12 protein-coding genes are annotated in these 17,299 nt (G+C 70.0%); 6 read left to right on the top strand and 6 right to left on the bottom strand.

Features of this window, described 5'->3' with window-relative positions:
- Positions 1-29: 29 nt before the first annotated feature.
- From PWS46_RS23170 to PWS46_RS23150, 5 genes are all read right to left on the bottom strand, one after another.
- Positions 30-2,354, bottom strand: coding sequence for a GumC family protein (locus PWS46_RS23170; RefSeq protein WP_434623213.1), 2,325 nt, complete (start codon positions 2,352-2,354; stop codon positions 30-32).
- Between the two features lie 59 nt (positions 2,355-2,413).
- A complete protein-coding gene (locus tag PWS46_RS23165) occupies positions 2,414-4,558 on the bottom strand; it encodes a hypothetical protein (RefSeq protein WP_434623212.1) in 2,145 nt (714 codons plus the stop codon).
- The gene (locus PWS46_RS23160) at positions 4,555-6,405 is read right to left on the bottom strand and encodes a glycosyltransferase (RefSeq protein WP_434623211.1); all 1,851 of its coding nucleotides are present in this window, start codon (positions 6,403-6,405) and stop codon (positions 4,555-4,557) included. Before PWS46_RS23160 ends, PWS46_RS23165 begins: the two co-directional genes overlap by 4 nt.
- 29 nt (positions 6,406-6,434) lie before the next feature.
- Positions 6,435-7,802 (bottom strand): oligosaccharide flippase family protein, encoded by a 1,368-nt coding sequence (locus tag PWS46_RS23155; protein ID WP_434623210.1) that lies wholly within the window; start codon positions 7,800-7,802, stop codon positions 6,435-6,437.
- 608 nt (positions 7,803-8,410) lie between these two features.
- The gene (locus PWS46_RS23150) at positions 8,411-9,424 is read right to left on the bottom strand and encodes a LacI family DNA-binding transcriptional regulator (RefSeq protein ID WP_434623209.1); all 1,014 of its coding nucleotides are present in this window, start codon (positions 9,422-9,424) and stop codon (positions 8,411-8,413) included.
- A gap of 273 nt (positions 9,425-9,697) precedes the next feature.
- Between PWS46_RS23150 and ptsP the strand changes: the two genes are divergently transcribed.
- The 4 genes from ptsP (at position 9,698) to PWS46_RS23130 (ending at position 15,516) form a co-directional block, all read left to right on the top strand.
- Positions 9,698-12,229, top strand: coding sequence for a phosphoenolpyruvate--protein phosphotransferase (gene ptsP, locus PWS46_RS23145; protein ID WP_434623208.1), 2,532 nt, complete (start codon positions 9,698-9,700; stop codon positions 12,227-12,229).
- The gene (gene pfkB / locus PWS46_RS23140; RefSeq protein ID WP_434623207.1) at positions 12,226-13,176 is read left to right on the top strand and encodes a 1-phosphofructokinase; all 951 of its coding nucleotides are present in this window, start codon (positions 12,226-12,228) and stop codon (positions 13,174-13,176) included. The genes ptsP and pfkB overlap by 4 nt, the downstream gene beginning before the upstream one ends.
- Positions 13,177-13,259: 83 nt before the next feature.
- Positions 13,260-15,032 carry a fructose-specific PTS transporter subunit EIIC gene (locus PWS46_RS23135; protein ID WP_434623206.1) on the top strand — a complete coding sequence of 591 codons (1,773 nt, stop codon included), beginning with the start codon at positions 13,260-13,262 and terminating at the stop codon, positions 15,030-15,032.
- Between the two features lie 166 nt (positions 15,033-15,198).
- Positions 15,199-15,516: a hypothetical protein gene (locus tag PWS46_RS23130; protein ID WP_434623205.1), complete on the top strand. Its 318-nt coding sequence runs from the start codon at positions 15,199-15,201 to the stop codon at positions 15,514-15,516.
- Between the two features lie 19 nt (positions 15,517-15,535).
- On the opposite strand, the gene PWS46_RS23125 is transcribed toward PWS46_RS23130, so the two are convergent.
- Complete coding sequence (locus PWS46_RS23125) at positions 15,536-15,727, bottom strand: hypothetical protein (RefSeq protein ID WP_434623204.1); 192 nt, start codon at positions 15,725-15,727, stop codon at positions 15,536-15,538.
- 234 nt (positions 15,728-15,961) lie between these two features.
- Between PWS46_RS23125 and PWS46_RS23120 the strand changes: the two genes are divergently transcribed.
- The gene (locus PWS46_RS23120; RefSeq protein ID WP_434623203.1) at positions 15,962-16,915 is read left to right on the top strand and encodes a hypothetical protein; all 954 of its coding nucleotides are present in this window, start codon (positions 15,962-15,964) and stop codon (positions 16,913-16,915) included.
- A gap of 58 nt (positions 16,916-16,973) precedes the next feature.
- Entirely contained in the window at positions 16,974-17,285 is a 312-nt protein-coding gene (locus PWS46_RS23115) for a hypothetical protein (protein ID WP_434623202.1), read from the top strand.
- Positions 17,286-17,299: the final 14 nt, after the last annotated feature.

Below are 17,299 nucleotides of genomic sequence, written 5' to 3'. Positions count from 1 at the left end.
CTTCGACTTCGGCCGAGGGCTTTTCAGGCTCAGGCGATGCGGCGCAGGCGGTAGGAACGGCCGCTGGGCGGACGGGCGCCGTATTCCAGGTTCGCGTGGTCGCGGGCGTTGACCATCGACAGCACCGCGCCGCCGATCCGCCCGCCGACCTGCCGCACCTGCTTGATGCCGGCGCCGGCTAGGCTGGTGGCGGTGCGCGCCCAGCGCACGACATAGAGGACGCGGTCGGCCAGCGGCGCCAGGATCAGCGCGTCCGAAACCGACAGCACCGGCGGCGTGTCCAGGACGACGACGTCATAGCGTTCGGACAGCTCGACCAGCAGCGACAGCATGGCCTTGGAGCCGAACAGGATCTGCGGGCGGTCGACCGGCCGGCCGGCGGTGATCACCGCGACCCGGCGGCGGTCGTCGATCTGCACCACCTGATCCAGCGTCGCATCGCCTTCCAGCAGGTCGGTCAGCCCCTTCGGCGGCCGGGTGCCGCCGAGAAGCCGGTGCACGGCGGGGCGGCGGGTGTCGCAATCGACGATGACGACCCGGCGGCCGGTGTCGGCCAGGAAGGCGGACAGCGCCACCGCCAGCGTCGTCTTGCCCTCGCCCGCGACCGACGAGGTCAGCATCACCACCTCGCCGCCCTTGACGGTGGCCGGTTCGGCACCCGTGCGGACCAGATGCAGGCGGGCGCAAAGCCGCCAGACCGCCTCGGCGAATTCGCCGCCGCCGGTGTTGGAATAGGGATCGCCGTTGGCGTCGGAGCGGGCGGACCGCTTGACCCGGCCCAGCAGCGGCACGATGCCCACCGCCGGAAGGCCCAGAACCGCCTCCACCTGATGGGAGCTGTAGACGCCACGCTGGCTGGCGGTCCGCACCAGCGCGATGCCGGTGGCGATGGCGCCGCAGACCACCGCGGCCAACGCCGCCAGCACGGTCTTGCCCGGCCCGACCGGTCCCATGGGAACGTCCGCGGTGGACACGATCCGCACGTCGGGCGTCATCTCCAGGGCCTGGAGCACCTGGGTCTCCTTCAGGCGGGTGACGGCGCGGCGATAGTTGTCGTCGGACGCGTCGGCCTGCCGCTGAAGTTCGCGCAGCTTCACGTCCGCCTGCAGGTTGTCGAAGGATTCCGTGCGCAGGGTCTCAAGCCGGCGGGACAGATTCTGGATCTTGGCGACCTGCTGTTCCACCTCGCCCCGCAGGCTGCGGACGACCCGATCCACCTCGGTAGCCAGAACGGCATTGAGTTCGCGCAGCTCCGCAGTGGGCCGGGCCAGCGCCGGGTGACGGTCGCCATACTGGGCGCGCAGTTCCGCCAGTTGGGCGCTCAGCGCAGTCTGACGCTGGCGCAGGCCGGTGATCAGCGGATCGCCGCCGATGTCGGCGCCGGTCAGCGATTCCGGGTTGCCGGGCTGCACCGACTGCAGCTGGCGCAGCCGGCCCTGGGCGTTGGCCAGGGCGGTGCGCGCCTCCGTCAGCTGGGCGTTCAGCGCCGACATCTCCTCGTTCAGCAGCGGAGCATCGCGGCCCTTGGCCATGCCGGTTTCTGAGCGCATCGCCTCGACGGCTGCACGTCCGGTGGCGGTCATGTCCTGGCGCAGTTCGTCCATCCGGCTCTGCAGCCAGTCGCTGGCGTTCTGGGTGGCTTTGCGCTTCGCATCCACCTGGATGGCGATGTAGGCGTCCGCAACGGCATTGGCGGCGCGGGCGGCCAACTGCGGGTCCTTGGCCTCGACCGTGATGCGGATGGCGCGCGACTGCACGCCGGGGCTGATGCGCAGGTTCTTCTGGAAGGCGGCGATCAGGCGGGCGGTTTCCTTCTCCTCCACGCTGCCGGTCGGAGCGGCCGGGCGCGGCGGCGGCGTCAGCAGGGCGGGCAGCGGTTCGGGAAGAACGGCCGCCACGTCCGTCAGCAGGGCGCGGCCTTCCTCCCACAGAGGGGTCAGAAGGCCAGGCTTGGCGATCGTCGCAGCGTATTCCGGCTCCTGCCCGAGATTCAGCATCTCCACCACACGGAGGGCGAGGTCGCGGGACCTCAGGATCTCGACCTCGGTGTTCACGGTGTCGAGATAGATCCCCATCGGCTCCGAGACAGAGGGAATATTGATGACCCGGTTCGGATGAGGATCGATCACCACGACGGAGGAGGCGCTGTAGAGCGGCGTCATCGAGTTGATCAGCATCACCGCGGGCAGCCACAGGACAGCGGTCAGCCCAAGGATCAGCCATTTCTGGCGCCACAGCGTCTGTACCAGCCGGCCTACATTGACCTTGTCGGCGCCCGTTCCGACCGGCGGTGCGACAAAGCCGGAGGGGATACCGGCCGTGCCTGGCGGCAATCGGTGTTCCGGTGCGTCCATGGGCTGAACTCCTTCATCTCGACAATCGGTGCGTGGAGGTGCGATGCGGCCGTATTGGTTCAGGCGACCTCTGCCGGGTCACGGGTGGGCTGGCGGTGGGAGGAGGGAGCGTCCGGCGCCGGGTCGCTGCGGGTCTCGGCCGGCGACTCCGGGCTTGTGGGGATGCCCCGTCCGGTCTTCGCCTCCGCCAGGATGCGGGCGTAGCGGGCGACTGTGTTGGGCGTGACGTTGACCAGCGCTCCGCTCCCGCCGCCGCCGGCGACCAGCCGGGCAACCTGGAAAAGGGCGCGCCCCTTCTCGAGCACCTCGCCCGGCAGCATCCACAGGATGGAATCGATGTTGGACGCCAGCCATCCCGGCCGCCCGCCGCGGGTCAGCCGGCGTTCGGCCGCCCGCACCTGGGCGGTGTTGCGGATGGTGTAGAAGGGCGACCAGCCGTCCCAGTCGCCGGCGGTGAAGGGCAGGGCCACGAACTCCCCGTCGACCAGCGCCGGCTCCGCCGGGCCGAAGGAAGCCTTGGTCCACATGTAATCGAAGCCGGCTGAGCGGACGGCGGCGGCGACGTCCCGCCGCAGGGGGCCGGGGCGGGCGCTGTCATAGGGCCGCCACGCCTCGTAGAAGCGGTCAAGCCGGTAGCGGCGCAACGCATTGCCGATCATGCGCCGGGCGTCCATGGCCGGAGCCCCGGCCCGCGTCGGCGCCTTGCGGGGGGTGCCCTCCGTCGTGGCCTCCACGCTGGCGGCCGGGGTTTCCGACGGGCGCGGACGGGGTGAGATGCGCAGGACGGGCCGGCCCTCCTCCCAATGCAGGCGCGGGGTGCGGCCCGGCACGAGGGGCGAGTCGACCAGCGGCCACCAGCCGCGTGGCATCAGCCCCGGCGGCAGCATGGTCGCCATCTCCGCACGGGCGTCGGTCAGCAGGCGGGCAAGCTCGATGCTGGGCATCTCGCCTTCGGCGCAGACGCCGCGGCCGGTGCTGCCCAGCAGAAGCTCCACCCGGCCCAGCACGCCGCCACGCTCCTCCGGCACCGACAGCAGCGCAAGGTCGGCGGGGCTGGACTGGGTCAGGCTGTCGACGGTGACCACCAGCCCGCAACGCAGGCCGGTCGCCGCCACCAGATCGAGGATGCGCGGGATGCAGTGCAGTTCGCGGATCATGCCGGACCACAGCACCAGCGTGGTCAGCACCCGCCCCTCCGCCGCCCAGCGGCGCAGGGTGGCGTCGTCCGGCTCGTAATCGGTGAAGGGGCGCGGCGGCTCCGCGATGCGCAGCGGCACGTCGGCCGTGCTGGCGAAGGGCGGATCGGGATCGACGATCTGCAGCCCGCGGCCCAGGCGGCCAAGGGCGAAGAAGTCGTGGTCGTCGAACTGCCGGCCATAGACCGGGTCCGCCCCGTTGCGGATCAGGTCGGCGGCGCGCTCGATCACATCGGTCTGTGGCCGGCCGTAGAGCGGCAGCAGGCGTTTGGCCGCCGCCAGCGGCAGCTGCGCCGCGATCAGATCGGGATCGCCCAGGAACGTTCCGCGGCCCCAGCCGGCATTGCGATGGGCCAGCGCGGCGCTGAAGCTGGCATAGCTTTCCCCCGCCACCCGGCCTTCGACCGCGTCGAGGCCGCCGGGGAAGTGGCGCGCCCGCACCGGATCGACGCAATGGCCGGTGAAATGGCGGGCGCCCAGCGCCTCCAGCCGCTGCCGCAGCCCGGCATCGGCGCCGACATCGATGCCGAGGCAGGGCTTCGCCATCAGCAGCGGATAGAGAAACGGTGCGGCGACGATGCCGAGCGGGGTCTGCGGCGCCATGTCCAGCACCGCGACCTCCGCCGGGATCGGCTGCTCCAGCAGGCGGAAGGCGGCCTCATAGAGCGCGGCCGGGTCGGTGCTGCGCAGGGCGCACTCGCCCCCCGCCTCCACCACCGGCCACAGCGGGGAGGCCGGATCGCCCAGCGCCACGACGCGGTAGCGGGTGGTCAGCCACAGCGCATGGTCCAGGTGCCGGCCGCCGGCCATCAGGCTGCCGGTGCCGGTCGCCTCGGTGCGGTTGCCGTCCTCCCAGCCGCCGAAATGGCGACCGCTGCGCCGCCCGTCGTAATAAAGGTCGAAGGCCCAGCCGGCGCGTTCCGCCGCGGCGGCCAGCACCGGGGCGATGGCGACGCGGTGCGGGTCGGCGCCATGAGCAAGGTAAAGGAGCAGGGGCGGTTTGGTCACGATGCGTGCCCCTCCGTGCCCTTGCCGCCGCGCCGGCACCACCACAGGTGCCATTTCGCCACCCCCGGCGGTCCGAAATGATCGGTCTTCTGCAGGGTCAGGCCGGTGGCGGCGATGGCCTTGCGCATCTCCGGCGCCCAGTGGTGACGGACCAGCGCCTTCCATTCCGGCAGGACGCCATGGCAGCGCATGGTCGCCAGCAGCCGGTCGGGCCGCCAGCGGTAGTAGCGGGGATAGGCGATCACCCACAGCGGGTTGGCGTTGGTGGTGTCGCAGACGATCCGTCCGCCGGGCTTGACCACCCGCTGCAGCTCGCGCACGCCGGCTTCAAGGTCGGGCAGGTGGCAGAGCAGGTCCATGGCGATGACGATGTCGAAGCTGTCGTCGGCGAAAGGCAGCTTGCGGGCGTCGGCCTGCTGGACGGTCAGGGCCGGGAAACGCTCCTTCGCCTCCGCCAGCATCTCGTGCGAGATGTCGACCAGCGTCACGTCGTGACGGCCGGCGAAGGGACCGGTGATGCGGCCATAGCCGCCGCCGACGTCGAGGATGCGCATCCGCGGCAGCCGCTCCAGCTCCGCCGCCACGGCGCGCCGCTTCTCGTCATAGATGCGGTAGAAGGGGGTCGTCGGGTGGTCGGGGCGGAAATGGCGGCGGTAGCCGTTGTTGTAGATGCCGGATCCGGCGGCCTGCGACCGCTCCGCCTTGGCATTCTCCAGCAGGGCGGCGACCTGGGCGGCGACCGTGTCGACGTCGAAGCTCTTCGCATGCTCCAGCCCCGCCACGGCGGCGGCCCTCAGCCCGTCGGGGTCGGCCAGCCGGGCGATCAGCATGTCGCGCAGCGGCTCCGCCTCCCCCGGCGGGACCAGCCAGCCGGTGCGGCCATGCTCGATGATCTCCGGGAAGCCGCCGCAGTCGCTGGCGACCACCGGCACGCCCAGCGCCATCGCCTCCACCACCACGAAGCCGAAGCTTTCCCACAGGGAGGGGACGACCGCCATTTCCGCCCGCGCCACCACGGCCAGCGCATCGTTGCGCGGCAGGGCACCGGTGAAATGGACGCGGTCGGCGACCGGTGCGACGTCGCGGCGGAACTGGTCGATGATCGCGGCGCTCGCGGGGTCCTCGCCGCCGATCATCATCAGGTGCAGGTCGGGGTTGGCGGCCAGAACGCCGGGAATGGCGCGGCCCAGCGTGGCGATGCCCTTGCGCCCCTCCAGCCGGCCGAAGAAGGCGATGAAGCGCTTCGGCAGCGGCATCGGCGGCTCGGCCGTCCGGTTCGCCGCCACCGCGGCGAGGTCGATGCTGTTGGGGATGACCTGGATCAGCTCCGGCGGGATGCGCCAGTAATCGGCCACCCGCCGGGCGATGGCGCGGGTGGAGGCGTAGATCGCCGCGCTGCGCTTGGTCTGGTCGCGTTCGAGCGCGTTCAGCAGGTGCGTGTGCGGCACCCAGGGCTGCGTGTTGGTGTCCATCACCAGCCCGGTCGGCGTCGCCAGCCGCGTCACCACGGGAATGGTGCTGAAGCAGGTCAGCCACCAGGCGTCGGCATCGAACTCGGCGGCATGGACCACATCGGGACGGAAGGCGCGGACGGCGTCGGCCAGCCGGCGGTTCGTCCGGAAGCGGTCCACGACCGCATGCAGGCGCGGCCCCGGATCGACGCGGTTCACCGTCACGCCGTCCTCGATGGTGGTGCCGGCCGGCAGGCCGCCGGCCTTCCACGGGGTCACCACCTGGACGGCATGGCCCAACCGCGCCAGCCCGCGCGCCATCGTGTGGGTGTGGGTGGCGATACCGCCGAGCTTTTCGCCGGGTGGGTATTCGGGCGTCAAGAGCGACAGTCGCATTGCGGGTCCCCCAAATCCTGTAGGTTCGGTCATTTGCCTGCGGGTCCGGCCGGAGCGGCGGTCGCCGGAGACGGTTTGGCGAGAGCGAGCAGGCGCCGCGGCAGGGCCGCGAGGATCGCCGGATCGGGAAGGAAGACACGCCAGGGCAGTCCGGTCGCCCGCCGGTACAGGGTCGCCGCGGTGGCGAACACCAGCGTATAGGCCACCGTGGAGACGATGGCCGCGGCCAGGATCCCGCCGCTGCGCAGGAACAGCAGCAGGCCTCCCAGCGTGACCAGCATGCCCAGCAGGTTGGCCATGGTGGCGGTGAAGGGCCGGTTCTCCGCATAGAGCCCGTTCAGCAGGATCGACGCGGCGGCGTAGAGAACGGCACCCGGCAGCAGAAGCCGCAGCGGAAGCGCGCTGTCGGCGAAGGATGCGCCGTAGACCAGCCCGATGGCGATGTCGGCGAAGACGAACAGCCCGCCGCCGAGCAGCCCGCCGATGGCGAAGGTCACCTGCAGGCTGTTCAGCACCAGCGCCCGTCCCGACTGGCCCCGTCGGGTGGCGGCGGGCATCACGACGGTGGCAAGCGCGCTGGACAGGCTGACGATCAGCCAGGACAGGCTGGTCGCGAGCGCGTAGAGCCCGACCTGGACCGCCGGCAGAAAGGCGGGGATGATCAGAAGATCCAGCCGCTGGGTGATGACGCCGCCGACCACGTCGCCATGGGTGCGCAGCGCGTACCAGACGGTCTGCCGGCCTAGTGCCGGGTCGGGACGGCCGATCCCGTGGCGGCGGACCAGCAGGACCGTGGCCACGACCAGCACCAGCGTGCTCATTGCCGCCTGCACGATGACGGCGGCCTCCACCGTGAAGTGGCCGGCAACCCAAAGGATGGCGTAGAGGGTGGCGACGCCGGCCGGCTGGATGAAGTTCAGCGCGTTGAAGCTGCGGAAGTCCTGATCGCCCAGGATCAGCCCCAGCATCAGCTCCGCCAGCAGGGCCATGGCGATCATCGGCAGGTAGAGCCGCGCCAGTTCCAGCGTCTGCACCGGCTGCGCGGCCAGCAGCAGCGGCAGCAGCAGATAACCGGTGGCGATCGCCAGCCCCGCCAGCGGCAGCAGGATCAGCACCCAGGTGCTCAGCAGCCGGCCGCCGGCCGAATGGTCCCGCGACAGCGCGTAGGTGACCGCCTTGCCGCAGCCCATGCCGAACAGCCAGCCCAGCATCTGTATGGTGGTGAGGACGGCGGTCAGCGCCCCCCGACCCTCCGGCCCGATGGTGCGGGCGACGAGGATTCCCGTCAGCAGCCCGAGCGCCATCGTGGCGGCGGTGACGAGTACAGTCGTCACGCCGTGCCGGGCGAAGCCGCCCCCTATCGCCGCCGCCTTGCGTCCGGTCAGACCTTTCAGCATCGCGCCTTCACCCCCGTCGAAGTCCCTGAAGTGTGCGCACCGCGTCTTCCCCCGAATCCGTGTTTCTTGTTTTGTCGGCAGGCTGGCCGCCATCGGCGGACGACCATCATGGGTCATGAAAGCCATCAAGATTTAGTTGGATGCCCCAACATTTACTTGGTTAGCTTAAAAATTCCCGCGGAGTGGAACAGTGATTTATGGTCACCGTTATTAGCTCAGGCGAGCATTTTTGTTGTGCATTGCAAACTGAACGGTAGTGGGGTGTTGGACGACGGTCAACGCCGCTTTCGGAACTGTTCTTCCCGCACACCGGGGGAGTATTTTTCTTTGATCATCCGTTGCCGGGAACTGGGGGTATTAGCGTATCTTTCGGGCAACGGTTATCGGCAACGCCCATGTTCCGGCATCGGGAGTAGTCCATTGCCGGGCGGGCGGCACACGAGAGGGGAGGGGAAAGCGCGGTTGCGTTTCGCTGCCGGGTGCAGCGAAGCTGTCTCAGCCCGTTCGATGCGGGCACCGGATCCCGCCCGGTCGGAGCGGTCCACAAAAGGTTGCGGCGGGGCCGTTCGCCCGCTCGCGGCGGGACGTGCCGGTTCAGTCCTGCCGGTTCAGTCGGCGTCGGCCATCCGCGCGGCGGTTGAGCCGCGCACGATGCAGGTGCCGCCCAGGACGAGGCGGCGGCGGGGGCGGTCCGGCGCTTCCAGCCGTTCGAACAGCAGGGCCATCGCCGACTGGCCGATGTCCTGCACCGGCTGCTCGATGACGGTCAGGCCGGGGCCGACCAGTTCGGTCCAGGGTTCGTTGTCGAATCCGGCAACCGCCAGCCCGTCGGGGATCGGCAGTTCCAGCCGGCGGGCAGCCTTCACCACACCCATCAGGAACAGGCTGTTGCTGACGATGAAGGCCTCCGGCCGGTCGCGCTCCGCCATCCAGTCAACCACCGCCGCCTCCGCCGCATCGGCATAGGGAGCGAGGAAGCGGGCGGCCGGCGCCAGGCCGCGGGCCGACATGGCGGCGCGATAGCCCTCGTACCGCTCCTGTCCGGTGGTGCTGGTGTTGCCGAACAGGCCGGCGATGCGGCGATAGCCTTGGGCGTGCAGATGCTCAACCAGCATGGCCGCGGCGCGCGGGTTGTCCAGGACCACGGCGTCGTGGCGGGCGGTCGGCGCGTTGCGGTCGATCAATACGACGGGAAAGTCGAGGTCGAGCGTGTCGAGCCGGTCGAGCGTCGCGCGGGTCGGGGCGAAGATCAGGCCGGTGATCCGCTCCTCCTGCATCAGGCGCAGGTACAGTTCCTCCCGCTCCGGATTCTCGTCGCTGTTGCACAGGATCACGCGCATGCCGGCGCGATAGGCCGCATCCTCCACCGCGCGGCTGACGGCGGTGAAGAAGGGGTTGCGGATGTCGGACACCACCAGCCCGATGGTCTGCGAATGCTGCGAGCGCAGCCGCCGTGCCGACAGGTTGGGGCGGTAGCCGGTGGCGCGCACCGCATCCTCCACCCGCTTGCGCAACGCCTCGCTGACCGGGCCGTTGCTCAGCACCCGCGACACGGTGGCGACGGATACGCCGGCGGCCAGGGCCACGTCCTTGATGCTGGCGGTCTTGCCGGAGGCGTTCATCTGCAAACCAGTGGTGGTAGGGAATGCCCCGTAAGGGGAGGCGATCTTAGCCGTGCGCGGCCCGCCATGACCAGAACAGGATCGGACAACGGCGATTTCTGAAAACGTTTCCAGTTAGATGCCGGAAGCATTCCTCATTTTAGCGTGATTGACAAGCAGCTCATCCAAAAAAGTGCCGATGTTGCATTGCGGCAGCCGTTGACAGTCCGACTGTAATCGTTTTCACTGAGCATCAAGAGGACAGACAAGAACCCTGCGGAGGAGACGGTTGCCATGGCCACCGACACGCACCCCTTGAGCCTTCCCCCCGATCTGATCCGCCTGGGCGCCGCCCCGGCCGGGAAGGAGGCGGCGATCCGCGAGGCGGCGCAGCTGCTGATCGCCGCGGGCTGCATCGACCCCGCCTATGCCGACAGCATGATCCGCCGTGAATCGGTGGCGAACACCTTCCTCGGCCATGGCGTCGCCATTCCGCACGGCATGGTCGACGACCGCAATCTGGTCCGCCGCAACGGCATCGCCATCCTGCAGGTGCCGGACGGCGTGCTCTGGAACGACGGGCAGACCGCCCGGCTGGTCGTCGCCATCGCCGCCCAGTCCGATGCCCACATCGCCATCCTGCGCCGCCTGACCCGCCTGATGCAGGACGAGGCGCGGCTGAACGCCCTGTTCACCACAGCCGATCCCGCCGACCTCGCCGCCGCCCTGTCGGACGAAAGCGCCGCGCCGGCCACGCCCGCGTCAGAGGCCGGCGACCTCGCCGAGAGCTTCGAATGGGTGGTCGATTACCCGACCGGCTTGCATGCCCGCCCCGCCGCCGCCTGGGTCGAGACCGCACGCGCCGCCGCCGGCCGGGTCCGCGTGCGCCACGGCGAGGAAACCGCCGACGGCAAGACGCTGGTGGCGCTGCTGCAGCTTGGTCTGCGTCCCGGCGACCGCATCACCGTGTCCGCCGACGGCCCCGAAGCGCGCGCCGTGCTGAACCGCCTGCGCGCCACCATCACCGGCCTGAGCGCGCGGGAGAAGGCGGACGCCGCCGCCGCGGCGCGCAAGGCGAAGGCGGTGGTGCAGGGCTGGACCCCGCCGCCCGCGGCCGGGCGCGAGATGCCGGTGGTCGCCGGGGTCGGCGCCAGCCCCGGCCTTGCCATCGGGCCGGTGCATGTGATGCCGAAGGCAGACCTGACGGTTCCTGACCGTCCGGCTCCGCTGCTGGAAGGCGGCAACCGCCTGCACGAGGCACTGAACCTGACCCGCCAGCAGCTGAAGGCGCTGGCCGACGACACCGCCCGCCGGCTCGGCCCCGCCGAAGCGGGAATTTTCGCGGCGCAAGCGGAGCTTCTGAACGACACCGACGTCATCACGCTCGCCTGCCAGCTGATGGTGGAGGGGCATGGCCCCGGCTGGTCGTGGAACGAGGCGGTGGAGCGCAGTGCCGCCAAGCTGGCCGCCAACGCCAACCCGGTGCTGGCCGGCCGTGCCGCCGACCTGCGCGACGTCGGCCGCCGGGTGCTGACCCGCATCGATCCGGACCTGCGCGGCGGCTCCATCCGTGACCTGCCGGACACCCCCTGCATCCTGGTCGCCGACGACCTGTCGCCGTCCGACACCGCGGCACTCGACATGGGCCGCGTCATCGGTCTGGCGACGGCGCAGGGTGGTCCGACCTCCCACACCGCGATCCTGGCGCGCACGCTGGGGATGCCGGCCATGGTGGCGGGCGGCGGCGCGCTGACCGAGATTGCCAACGGCACCACCGCCATCCTCGACGGCCAGTCCGGCCGCCTCTATCTGGAGCCCACGGACGCCGACCTCGCCGCCGCCCATGGCTGGATCGAGGAACAGCGCGTGAAGAAGGCTCAGCAGGAGGAACGGCGCGGCCTGCCCGCCCGCACCCGCGACGGCCACACGGTGGAGATCGGCGCCAACGTCAACCGTCCGGATCAGGTGCCGGTGGCTCTGTCCCAGGGTGCCGAAGGCGTCGGCCTGATGCGCACCGAATTCCTGTTCCTGGAGCGCGGCGACGCCCCCAGCGAGGAGGAGCAGTACCAGACCTACCGCGCCATGCTGGAGGCGCTGGACGGCCGTCCGCTGATCGTCCGCGCGCTCGACATCGGCGGCGACAAGCAGGTGCCGCACCTGCAGTTGCCGCACGAGGAAAACCCCTTCCTCGGCGTGCGGGGCGCCCGCCTGCTGCTGCGCCATCCGGAACTGCTGGAACCGCAGTTGCGCGCCCTCTACCGCGCCGCAAAGGGGGCGAAGCCGGATGCGCTGCTGATCATGTTCCCGATGATCACCACGCTGCGCGAGATCGAGGCTCTGCGCGCCGTCTGCGACCGCATCCGGGCGGAACTGGATGCCCCGGCGGTGCCGCTGGGTATCATGGTCGAGGTGCCGGCCGCTGCCATCCAGGCCGACGTGCTGGCCCGCCATGTCGATTTCTTTTCCATCGGCACCAACGACCTGACGCAATACGCGCTGGCCGTCGACCGCCAGCATCCCGAACTGGCGGCGGAAGCCGACAGCCTGCACCCGTCGGTGCTGCGCCTGATCCGCATGACGGTAGAGGGGGCCGAGAAGCATGGCCGCTGGGTCGGCGTCTGCGGCGGCATCGCCGGCGATCCGTTCGGCGCCGCCCTGCTGGCCGGCCTCGGTGTCCGCGAGCTGTCGATGACCCCGCGCGACATTCCCGGCGTCAAGGACAAGCTGCGCGACAGCGACCTCGCCGGACTGCGGGCGCTGGCCCAACGGGCGCTGGACTGCGAATCCTCCGACGAGGTGCGCGCGCTGGAGGGAGAGGCGTCATGAAGAATCCCGTCGTCACCGTCACGCTGAACCCGGCCATCGACCAGACCATCACGGTCGAGGCGCTGAAGCCCGGCAGCGTCCATCGCGCCAAGGCGGTGCGTCACAATGCCGGCGGCAAGGGCGTCAACGTCGCCAGCTGCCTCGCCGACTGGGGCACGCCGGTGGTCGCCACCGGGCTGCTCGGCGCCGACAACGCGGCGCCGTTCGAGGCGCTGTTCCAGGCGAAGGGCATCGCCGACGCCTTCCTGCGGCTGCCGGGCGAAACGCGCGTCAACATCAAGATCGCCGACCTTGCGGCGAACGACACGACTGACATCAACCTGCCGGGACTCACCGCCGACCCCGGCGCGCTCGGCCGCGTGCAGGAAGCGGTCCGTCGGCTGGCGGAGCCGGGCATCCCGGTCCTGCTGGCCGGCAGCCTGCCGGACGGGCTGCCCACCGACAGCTACGCCGTGCTGACCGCCGATCTGACTGCGGCCGGGGCCCGCGTGGTGCTGGACAGCAGCGGGGCGCCGCTGACGGCGGCATTGGCCTCCACCGGCGCGCTCCCCCATTGCATCAAGCCCAACCGGCACGAGCTGGAGGATTGGGCCGGCCGGCCGCTGCCGACCGATGCCGACCTTCTGGACGCCGCACGTGGACTGCAGCGGCGCGGCGTATCGGTGGTGGTGGTGTCGCTGGGGGCGGACGGCGCTCTCTTCGTGGATGGCGCCCGCGCCCTGCATGGCCGGTTGCCGCCGGTCCAGGCGCTGAGCACCGTCGGCGCGGGTGACGCGATGGTGGCGGGACTGATCGCTGCCTTCCAGCAGGATGGCGGGCTGGAGGATGTGGCCCGGCTGTCGGTGGCCTTCGCTGCCGCCAAGCTCGGCTGCTTCGGTCCCAACCTGCCCGATCCGGCGACGGTGCGGGCGCTTGCGGCACAGGTGACCCTGACCGGGCTGGACTGACCCGGCTCACCTGGCCGGCCGGCGGCATCGGACACAATTCAATAGAGCGACAGGCGGGGGCACAAACCCGCGAGGAGGAAACAATGGCGAACCTGTTGGCAGTGATCGCGGCGGGAGACCTCACCACCCAGGCTGTTCTGGCCGCTGAAGCGTTGCGCAAGGCGGCATCGTCGGCCGGCCACCGAATCCAGGTGGAAATCCGCACGAGCCTCGGCATCCAATCGCCGCTCGATGCCGCAGCACCGGCGACGGCGGACGGCGTGATCCTGGTCGGCGGCGGCGATCTGGATGAGGCACGATTCGGCGCGGTCAAGCGCGTTTCCGCGTCGCTGGACGAGGTGCTGGGCAACCCCGGCGCCGTGCTGGACAGCGTGCTCGGTTCCGCCTCTCCCGCTGCCGCTCCTTCGGCGGCATCGGCGTCGCGCAGGATCGTCGCCATCACCTCCTGCCCGACGGGCATCGCCCATACCTTCATGGCGGCCGAGGGCATCCAGCAGGCGGCGACCGCTCTGGGCCACAAGGTCCGGGTCGAGACGCAGGGTTCCGTCGGCGCTCGCGACACGCTGACGGACGACGAGATCCGCGAGGCGGACGTCGTGCTGATCGCCGCCGATACCCAGATCGACCTGTCGCGCTTCGTCGGCAAGCGCGTGTTCCTCAGCGGCACCAAGCCCGCCATCAACGACGGCAAGGCGCTGGTCAACCGCGCCCTGGCCGAGGCGAAGACGCACGGCTCGGCAGTTCCCTTGGCCGACGCCGTCGCCGCCGGCAAGGCGGAGCGGTCGGCCCAGCGCACCGGCCCCTACAAGCATCTGATGACCGGCGTGTCCTTCATGCTGCCCTTCGTGGTGACGGGCGGCCTGCTGATCGCGCTCGCCTTCGCGCTGGGCGGCATCTACGTCTATGAGGAATCCAACGCCGGGACGCTGGGCTATGCCCTGTTCCAGATCGGCGCCAAGGGGGCCTTCGCCCTGATGGTGCCGGCGCTGGCCGGCTACATCGCCTATTCCATCGCCGACCGCCCCGGCATCGCCCCCGGCATGGTGGGCGGCATGCTGGCGGGCAGCATCGGCGCCGGCTTCCTCGGAGGCATCGTCGCCGGCTTCATCGCCGGCTACGGCACCGCCTTTCTCAACCGGCACATCAAGCTGCACCGCAACCTGGAAGGGCTGAAGCCGGTGCTGATCCTGCCGCTGCTGGGATCGCTGCTGACCGGCCTGCTGATGATCTACGTCGTCGGCACCCCCGTCGCCGAGGCGCTGGCCTGGATGAGCGCCTGGCTGAAGGGCATGCAGGGCAGCAGCGCCATCCTGCTCGGCCTGCTGATCGGGGCGATGATGGCCTTCGACATGGGTGGTCCGGTCAACAAGGCGGCCTATGCCTTCTCCACCGGTCTGATCGCCTCGCAGGTCTATACCCCGATGGCCGCCGCCATGGCCGCCGGCATGGTGCCGCCGCTGGGTCTGGCGCTGGCCACCAAGCTGTTCGGCGACCGCTTCACCCCTGAGGAGCGCGAGGCCGGCAATGCCGCCGCCGTGCTGGGCATCGCCTTCATCACCGAAGGCGCCATTCCCTTCGCCGCCCGCGATCCGCTGCGCGTCATCCCGGCGCTGATGATCGGCGGCGCGCTGACCGGCGCCATTTCCATGGCGGTGGGGGCTGAGTTGAAGGTGCCCCATGGCGGCATCTTCGTCCTGCCGATCCCGAACGCGGTGACGCATCTGCTGGGCTATGTGGTGGCACTGGTGGTCGGCACCGTGGTGACCGCGCTGGCGTTGCGCATCCTGAAGAGGCCGGTGGCCGCGACGGCGGCGGCGCCGAAGTCTGCGGTCCAGGGGGCCGGTGCGCACGCCTGACCTCATTCCCTTTTTTCTCTGGCCCTTTCCTCTCGGGCGTCCTCCCGACCCTGGCCCCTTTCCGCACCCGCGGGGAGGGGCCTCTTTTTTTTGCCGATGAATTCGCGCCAGCTTTCGCCCCGCCGTCCGTGTGAAGCGTCAAGACATCGCCCGGAGTGACGGACCCATGCTCGACGAGAAACCCGATGTGATGCTGGGCAACATGCTGCTGCATGTGAACCTGCTGGCGCTTGGCACACTGATGACCAAGATGATGGCGGAGATGTTCCGCAAGGACGACGATCCGGCCGGCAAGGCCGACGAATGGCTGCGCCTGTTCGAAGCGACCGCCGCGCAGATGACCTTCGCCGGCGAGACGCCGGAATGGAGCGACCTGACCGCGCAGGAGTTCCGCGACGTGCTGATGCAGCACATCCATCGAGCCCGCGCGATGGCGCTGGGCGAGCTGTGCGATCCGAACGCCTACCTGCGCCACCATGGCTGAGCGGGCTGCTGACCGGAAATCAGGCGACGGCAGCCAGGACCGCGACCGCCGCCATGATGCATAGGACGGCAAGCAGCAGGTGCAGCCGCAGCCCGCGCGGGCTGACCAGGGTCGGCGGCTGGTCGATATCCTCGGTTGTCGTAAGACGCTCCAGCGCCTCGCGGCGGAACAGCCGTTCGGCACCCTGCGGTCCGGCTTCGGTCCGGCTCACTCGACACCCTGTCCTGCCGGCTTCGGCATGCGCGCCGGCGTTGAATCGAAAGAAATTTCGTTGTGGAGCTGAAACAGTTCCATGTCAGTCCTGACACCGCTTATTGCTTGCAACCCTTTGTTTCGCACGCATAATGGTTAGAGAGCATCCGGATTGTCCAGCGGACTTCGCAGGGTCTCCATCTCTTCCAGAGTGTGCATGATCGGGATCGCTGGCGTGAAGGATCGGGTTGGGATGAACGATGTCACGGCGCCGAATGGCGGCATTGCCGGCCTTCACGTCGCGCCGTTGTCCGGCAATGCGGTCGCTTTCGCCACTCTCGGTTTTCCCCGGCTGGCCCCGGTGCTGGATCATCTGGAGGCGCCCTGGGTGGCCGTCGGCGCCACGGTCGGCGGGCTGCCGGCCGGGCTGGCGCTCGGGCAGATCCAGGATGATGGGGCAAGGCTGCTGTCGCTGACGGTCGCGCGCAGTCTGCGCAACCGTGGCATCGGCCGGACTCTTGCCGCGGGGTGGGGGAGGGCCGCCGCGGCGGCGGGGGCCAGCGGTCTGATTACCGCCTTTTCGGACAAGCTGCCGGAACGCGCCGCACTGGCCGCGACCCTGTCGGCGGCCGGCTGGACCGCGCCGCGCCTGACCCATGTCCGGGCGATCGGAGAGGCGGCGCCGATGGTGGAAGCGGTCGGCAACTGGCCGTCGCTGGCCGGCCGGCTGCGCGATCCCGGCGGGTTCAGCTTCGATGCCTGGCGGACGCCGGACGCCGACGACCGTGCCGCCGTCGCCGCGCTGGCGGCGGAGCCCGACCATCATCCCCTGATGCATCCCGATGTCCGTGCCGAGCGGATCGAACCCGCCTGTTCCATTGCTGTGCGCCGGCAGGGCGTCCTGGTCGGCTGGGTCCTGGCGGAGCGGGCGGACAGCGTGCCGCTCGACGGCTATCGCGACCGGCCGGCGATCGATTACCGCAGCGCCTATCTGGCGCGGTCGCTCTGGCATACGGGAATGCTGGTCGGCGCCTATTGGCACGCCTATGCTCGACAGGTGGCCGCCTTCGGTCCGACCTCCATCGCAATGTTCGGCACCATGTTCCCCCGCATGATGTCGCTGGTCCGCCGCCGCTTCGCCCCGATTTCGCTGCGGGTGGACGAGACCTTCGAGATGATCCGCCAACCCGCGGCCGGGTCGCCGTAACCGCGCCGCAGAGTGTCCATCAGCCTTTCATCCAATCGCCAACTGGAGTGTTTTCGAAATGAGCAGCATTGACTTCGAAAAGATGTACGGCGCCGATGCCATCGCCGCAGCGGCGGAGCGTCTGAAGACCGACGATGCCTTCCGTGCGGAGGCTCAGGCCGACCTGAACGCGGCCGTGAAGCGCCATTACGACGTCGATCTGCCGATGCCGATGCGGCTGGTCGAGACCGATGGGGAACTGCTCGCCGTTCCGGCCGAAGACAGCCAGTCGGAACTGAGCGACGAGGAACTGGACATGGTCGCCGGCGGCTTCCCGCCCGTCGGGTTCGGCCAGAAGGACGTGAAGAAGGGTTCCGGCTTCGGCCGCTGAGGTCTTCCGAACCG

Origin of the sequence: Azospirillum sp. B2RO_4, from assembly GCF_051124815.1 — a bacterium.
Classification (GTDB): Bacteria; Pseudomonadota; Alphaproteobacteria; order Azospirillales; family Azospirillaceae; genus Azospirillum.
The sequence above is the reverse complement of the archived record's forward strand: the minus strand, read 5'-3'. Positions and strand labels throughout refer to the sequence as shown.

Excerpts from the sequence above, each read along its gene's own strand:
- PWS46_RS23135 (WP_434623206.1), top strand. The coding sequence starts at position 13,260 with ATGGCGAACCTGTTGGCAGTGATCGCGGCGGGAGACCTCACCACCCAG.
- pfkB (WP_434623207.1), top strand. The coding sequence starts at position 12,226 with ATGAAGAATCCCGTCGTCACCGTCACGCTGAACCCGGCCATCGACCAG.
- PWS46_RS23150 (WP_434623209.1), bottom strand. The coding sequence starts at position 9,424 with ATGAACGCCTCCGGCAAGACCGCCAGCATCAAGGACGTGGCCCTGGCC.
- PWS46_RS23155 (WP_434623210.1), bottom strand. The coding sequence starts at position 7,802 with ATGCTGAAAGGTCTGACCGGACGCAAGGCGGCGGCGATAGGGGGCGGC.
- ptsP (WP_434623208.1), top strand. The coding sequence starts at position 9,698 with ATGGCCACCGACACGCACCCCTTGAGCCTTCCCCCCGATCTGATCCGC.
- PWS46_RS23170 (WP_434623213.1), bottom strand. The coding sequence starts at position 2,354 with ATGGACGCACCGGAACACCGATTGCCGCCAGGCACGGCCGGTATCCCC.
- PWS46_RS23120 (WP_434623203.1), top strand. The coding sequence starts at position 15,962 with ATGAACGATGTCACGGCGCCGAATGGCGGCATTGCCGGCCTTCACGTC.
- PWS46_RS23130 (WP_434623205.1), top strand. The coding sequence starts at position 15,199 with ATGCTCGACGAGAAACCCGATGTGATGCTGGGCAACATGCTGCTGCAT.
- PWS46_RS23115 (WP_434623202.1), top strand. The coding sequence starts at position 16,974 with ATGAGCAGCATTGACTTCGAAAAGATGTACGGCGCCGATGCCATCGCC.
- PWS46_RS23160 (WP_434623211.1), bottom strand. The coding sequence starts at position 6,405 with ATGCGACTGTCGCTCTTGACGCCCGAATACCCACCCGGCGAAAAGCTC.